This is a genomic window from Pseudomonas sp. UBA4194 (genome assembly GCF_002379585.1).
In the GTDB taxonomy this organism is placed as follows: Bacteria; Pseudomonadota; Gammaproteobacteria; order Pseudomonadales; family Pseudomonadaceae; genus Aquipseudomonas.
In genome coordinates this window covers 1-6,072 of sequence record NZ_DFUE01000048.1, presented here as the reverse complement: position 1 = coordinate 6,072, position 6,072 = coordinate 1, and the positions used below count along the sequence as shown (strand labels likewise).

Here is a 6,072-nt window from a genome sequence, read left to right as displayed (position 1 = left end):
CTCACCCCAACCCTCTCCCTGGGGGAGAGGGGGCTAAAAGCGAATCGCCAATAGCCGCCACACCGCCGTCCGGCCCCGCTGCGAATTTCCAACCATCTATAAAAGAGACAACAGATGAAAATCACCAAACTTGAAACCTTCATCGTTCCACCGCGCTGGTGCTTCCTCAAGGTCGAGACCGACGAAGGCGTCGTCGGCTGGGGCGAACCGGTAGTCGAGGGGCGCGCCCATACCGTGGCGGCCGCTGTCGAGGAATTGTCCGACTACCTGATCGGCAAGGACCCGCGCAACATCGAAGACATCTGGACAGTGCTCTATCGCGGTGGCTTCTACCGCGGCGGTGCGGTGCACATGAGCGCCCTGGCCGGTATCGACCAGGCACTGTGGGACATCAAGGGCAAGGCGCTGGGTGTGTCGGTCAGTGACCTGCTTGGCGGGCAGGTGCGTGATCGCATCCGTGTGTATTCCTGGATCGGCGGCGACCGTCCGGCCGATACGGCGCGCGCCGCCAGCGAGGCGGTTTCCCGTGGTTTCACCGCCGTGAAAATGAACGGTACCGAAGAACTGCAGTTTCTCGACACCTTCGACAAGGTCGACCGCGCGTTGGCCAGTGTTGCCGCGGTGCGTGACGCGGTAGGGCCGAACGTGGGCATTGGTGTGGATTTCCATGGCCGGGTGCACAAGCCCATGGCGAAGGTGCTGATGAAGGAGTTGGATCAGTTCAAGCTGATGTTCATCGAAGAGCCGGTGCTGAGCGAGAACTACGAGGCGCTCAAGGAGTTGGCACCTCTGACCAGTACGCCGATTGCCTTGGGCGAGCGCCTGTACTCGCGCTGGGACTTCAAGCGCATTCTCAGCGAAGGCTATGTGGACATCATTCAGCCGGACGCGTCCCACGCCGGTGGCATTACCGAAACCCGCAAGATCGCCAATATGGCCGAGGCCTACGATGTGGCCCTGGCGCTGCATTGCCCGTTGGGGCCGATTGCGCTGGCGGCGTGTCTGCAACTGGATGCGGCCTGCTACAACGCGTTCATCCAGGAGCAAAGCCTGGGCATTCATTACAACGAGAGCAACGACCTGCTGGACTACATCAAGCGGCCGGAAGTGTTTGATTACGACAATGGTTTCGTGAAGATTCCGAACGGACCTGGATTGGGTATCGAAATCAACGAGGAGTATGTGCGGGAACGCGCCGCCATCGGTCACCGCTGGCGCAACCCGATCTGGCGGCATGCCGATGGGAGCTTCGCCGAGTGGTGATCCAACCCTGAAACCGCGGCGCGCCCATCGCGGGCAGAGCCCGCTCCCACAGGGATTTGGGGTGGCCTGGAGATCGTGGAATGGCATCGCGGGCAGAGCCTGCTCCCACAGGGATATGGGTGGGCTGGAGATCATGGAATGGCATCGCGGGCAGAGCCCGCTCCCACAGGGATTTGGGGTGGCCTGGAGATCATGGAAGGGCATCGCGGGCAGAGCCCGCTCCCACAGGGATTTGGGGTGGCCTGGAGATCGTGGAATGGCATCGCGGGCAGAGCCTGCTCCCACAGGGATATGGGGTGGGCTGGAGATCATGGAATGGCATCGCGGGCAGAGCCCGCTCCCACAGGGATGTGGGATGGCCTGGAGATCATGGAATGGCATCGCGGGCCGGCCGGGCCCATAGGAGGGCTGTGGTGCCATTGAGATAGCTGCTGGACCATCGAACCCTGTGGGAGCGGGCTCTGCCCGCGATGGCGTCCGCAAGGTCACCGCCACACCCTCTACAAATACAATAAGAGGCACACATGCACACCCAATCCACCACCAGCGCGCCAGCCCTGGCTACCCCCAGCCGCAAGCGCTTCTTCATCATGGTGCTGCTGTTCATCACCGTGGTGATCAACTACCTGGACCGCAGCAACCTGTCCATCGCAGCGCCAGCATTGACCAGCGACCTGGGCATCGACCCGGTCCACGTCGGTCTGATCTTCTCCGCCTTTGGCTGGACCTACGCCGCCATGCAGATCCCCGGCGGCTGGCTGGTCGACCGGGTGCCGCCGCGTATTCTCTATAGCGTCGCCCTGGCGTTGTGGTCCATTGCCACGGTCATGCTTGGCTTCGCCGGCAGTTTCATCGCCCTGTTCGTGTTGCGCATGGCGGTGGGCGCGCTGGAAGCGCCGGCCTACCCGATCAACAGCCGCGTGGTCACCACCTGGTTCCCCGAGCGCGAGCGTGCCACGGCGATTGGTTTCTACACCTCAGGCCAGTTCGTCGGCCTGGCCTTCCTGACCCCGGTGCTGGCCTGGCTGCAACACGCCTTCGGCTGGCACATGGTGTTCGTTGCCACCGGCCTGGTGGGGATTCTCTGGGCCGTGGTGTGGTACGCGGTGTACCGCGAACCGCGGGATTTCAAAGGCGCCAATGACGCCGAGATCCAGCTGATCAGCGACGGCGGCGGCCTGGTCGACATGCAGACCTCAGCCAAGGCCCTCAAGCCCGGCTTCAGCTGGACCGACCTGGGCATCGTGTTGAGCAAACGCAAGCTGTGGGGCATCTACCTCGGTCAGTACTGCCTGAACTCGACGCTGTGGTTCTTCCTCACCTGGTTTCCCACCTACCTGGTGAAATACCGCGGCATGGATTTCATCAAGTCCGGCATGCTGGCGTCGTTGCCGTTTTTGGCCGCCTTCGTCGGCGTGCTCTGTTCAGGCTTCTTCTCCGACTGGCTGATACGCCGTGGCGCCAGCGTCGGTCTGGCGCGCAAGCTGCCGATCATTGGCGGATTGCTGATCTCGACGTGCATCATCGGCGCCAACTATTTCGACTCTACCGCGTTGGTCATCGCCTGCCTGGCCCTGGCGTTCTTCGGCAACGGCCTGGCGTCGATCACCTGGTCGCTGGTCTCGACCCTGGCCCCGGCCCGGTTGCTCGGGCTGACCGGTGGGGTGTTCAACTTCATCGGCAATCTGTCGGCGATCACCACCCCTATCGCCATCGGCTTCCTGGCCACGGGTGACTCGTTCGCGCCTGCCATCACCTATATCGCGGTGATGGCGTTGATTGGCGCGCTGTCGTACATCCTGCTGGTGGGCAAGGTGCAGCGGATCGAACTTTGACCGCATCCCGAGCAGGCGAACATAATGCGCCTGCTCTTTCCCTCGGCGAAGCAAGGTTGACCATGCAGGACGATGCAACCCCCCCAGCACCCACCGGCACGCAGACCCTGTTGCGCGGCCTGGCCGTGATCCAGGCCGTGGCCGACGGCGCCCGTGATCTGAAAGAAATTGCCCGGCGTATCGGCACCACCCGCAGCACCACCCACCGCCTGACCAGTTGCCTGGTGGAGGAGCGCTACCTGCGGGTATTGCCCCAGGTGGGCTATCTGCTGGGCCCGCGCTTGATCGAGCTGGGTTTCCAGGCGCGCGAAGAGGTGCCGCTGGTGGTGCTGGCTACGCCATGGTTGGATGAGCTGTCGGCGTTGACCGGGGACACTATTCATCTGGCGGTGCGTGATGGCGACGAGGTGTTGTATCTGCACAAGACCCCAGGGCGCAATGGCCCGGAGATGCGTTCGCGGGTGGGTCACCGGATGCCCCTGGCGCGCACCGGGATCGGCAAGGCGCTGATGCTCGATGGCACCGCCGGAGAGTGGCAGCGCTTGTTCGAAGCGGGGGAGGCGGCCGCCGCCAGCGCGGCGCAGTGGCCCGATCATCCACAGCTGACCTGGCCGCAGTTTCAGGCAAGGATGCTGGAGTATGTGGCAGGACGCTACGCGTTCGACCTTGAGGATAACGAACCATCGATCCGCTGCGTGGCGGCGCCGATACGAGATGCCAGCGGGCAGATCGTGGCAGCCATCAGTGTGGCGAGCACGGTGCCGTACATGTCGCTGGAGAAGATGCAGGGGTTGGTGCCGGTTGTGCAGAAGGCGGTGTCGGGGGTGTCGGCGGAGTTGGGGGCGCGGGGGTAGGGTGGGTTTGAGTGGGCTGGGCTAGGCTGGGGTGAGGGGACCATNNCTCACCCCAGCCCTCCCCCTGAGGGAGAGGGAGCCGTGCGCGGTGTGCTTTAGCTCCCTCTCCCTCATGGCAAGGAGCCGTACGTGGTGTGCTTTTAGCTCCCTCTCCCTCAGGGAGAGGGCTGGGGTGAGGGGACCATTCACCGCCAAACCCCGCCCCAGGCCCAGCCCTGAACCAACCCCCCCACCCCAAGGTCACAGCCCTACCTCCCTTCGGGCCACCCCCTCATGCGCGCGCTTCTGATTCTGCCCCTGCTGTTCATCAACCTCGCCCACGCCGCCACACCTCTGCGAATCGAGAACCTGCAACGCTGCGGCAACTTGCTCGACAGTCGTGAACAGCGCTTCTGCATTACCGCCCATGGCCTAGACGACACTCCGCTACAGGTACAGCTGAACAACGTCAGCGTCCCTTACCAGCGCGACGGCCAGCATCTGGTGTTGCAACTGCGCACCGACCAGGTGGCAAGCGCCCCGGTGTACCTGCAGCAAGGTTCGCGCAGCAGCAATGGCGTCTGGTTGAGCATGGCCGGCAGCCACGTGGTGGCGGCCAGACCTGACGAAGTGGCGAAGAACATGGACGGCCTGACCACTTACGTCGACCTGGTCAGCGTGATCATAGAAGAGCGCTTCGACGGCTTGGAACAGGCCAACGCCTTGGCCCGGAAATACGGCGCCGAGGTGGTGGGGGCGATTGCGCCGCTCAACACTTACCAGTTGCGCTTGCCGGTCACCAACCTCACCGAGCGCGACGCCATGGTCTTGCGCATCGGCAGCGAAGTGGCCGTGGACGCCGTGGTGATCGAGGAGTCGGGGGCCGAGAAGGAGGAGGCTGCAGCCCCTGCGCAAAAACCTTCGCCGGACCAGGATGAATGGGCCGCGAACCGTTTTCTCGACGCCGTGAATTACTACCAGCGACGCATACCCAGCCAGGCCGCGCCGATCACCCCGGTCCCGATAAAAGTGGGCGTGATCGAACGCAACGTGGATTTCGATGCCCCGGATTTTGCCAGTTACCTGGGCCGCTGCCCCAACGGCAAAGCCCGCACCTGCCTGTACGGCCGTGACGCGGGCAAACCGGACAACCATGGCTCGACCGTCGCCGGGGTGCTGGCTGCGCAGTGGAGCAATGGCGGCAACAGTGGTCTGCTGAGAGGTCTGGACGGCGCGAGCCAGGGCTTCGATGTGATCGTGGAGCGGGGCTCCGATGCGGGCATCACCGCTAACGTCGCCGCCTCGGTCAATCTGGTACAGGACGGTGTCCGGGTGCTCAACTGGAGCTGGGGCCTGCACCGGGTCGGCGCCAGGAATGTGGATGGCGACGAGATCGATTCTCTGGTGCGCTCGGGGTTGGCCATGGGCGGTTATGAGGAACTGCTCGAGGAGTTTTTCCTGTGGCTGCGGGCCAAGCATCCAGAGGTGGTGGTGGTCAATTCAGCCGGTAACGGTGCATCGTTCTCCGGCACGGACGAGTATCGCTTGCCATCTTCATTCGTGACCGACCAGTTGCTGGTCGTGGGCGGGCATCAGCGCTCGGAGGAGCAAGGTCTGGCGGTGGATGATCCGCATTATGTGGAGAAGCGTGCGTCGTCCAACATCGATCGTCGGGTGGATATCACCGCATCAGCCTGCGCCCATGCCTCGACGGCGCTGGAGGGTGAAGTGGGCGACGTGCATTGCGGGACGTCTTATGCCACGCCCATGGTGGCGGGTGTGGTGGCGGCCATGTTGTCACTGAACCCGAGTCTGACCCCGGAGCAGTTGCGCATGCTTCTGCGGCGCAGCGCGATGACCATTGGTGGCAATTACGATTTCGAGCCGATGGATGCGGATGATCTGACGGCGCCGATCTTGCCATCGGAGCGGGATTATCAGTTGGATAACGTGGACGTGGGGCGGTCGGCGCGGCTGGATATGCAGAAGGCGCTGGAGTTGGCGGTGGAGAGCCGGGATCGGCGGCGGTGATTGGGGGGGCTTGATGGGGTGGGGTGGGGGTTGTTGGGTTGGTGTAGGGGGTGGTTTCTGCGGTGAATGGTCCCCTCACCCCAGCCCTCTCCCTGGGGGAGAGGGGGCTA

Annotated in this window: 4 protein-coding genes; all 4 read left to right on the top strand. The window is 63.6% G+C overall.

Annotation, left to right across the window (positions count from 1 at the left end; genetic code table 11):
* Positions 1 to 114: 114 nt before the first annotated feature.
* The 4 genes from dgoD to B3397_RS12775 all read left to right on the top strand — a co-directional run bounded on the left by dgoD (position 115) and on the right by B3397_RS12775 (position 5,962).
* Positions 115 to 1,263: a galactonate dehydratase gene (gene dgoD / locus B3397_RS12790; RefSeq protein WP_296250569.1), complete on the top strand. Its 1,149-nt coding sequence runs from the start codon at positions 115 to 117 to the stop codon at positions 1,261 to 1,263.
* Between the two features lie 524 nt (positions 1,264 to 1,787).
* Positions 1,788 to 3,098 (top strand): MFS transporter, encoded by a 1,311-nt coding sequence (locus B3397_RS12785; RefSeq protein ID WP_296250567.1) that lies wholly within the window; start codon positions 1,788 to 1,790, stop codon positions 3,096 to 3,098.
* Positions 3,099 to 3,160: 62 nt separating this feature from the next.
* Positions 3,161 to 3,952, top strand: coding sequence for an IclR family transcriptional regulator (locus B3397_RS12780; RefSeq protein ID WP_296250565.1), 792 nt, complete (start codon positions 3,161 to 3,163; stop codon positions 3,950 to 3,952).
* A gap of 273 nt (positions 3,953 to 4,225) precedes the next feature.
* The gene (locus B3397_RS12775) at positions 4,226 to 5,962 is read left to right on the top strand and encodes a S8 family peptidase (RefSeq protein WP_296250563.1); all 1,737 of its coding nucleotides are present in this window, start codon (positions 4,226 to 4,228) and stop codon (positions 5,960 to 5,962) included.
* Positions 5,963 to 6,072: the final 110 nt, after the last annotated feature.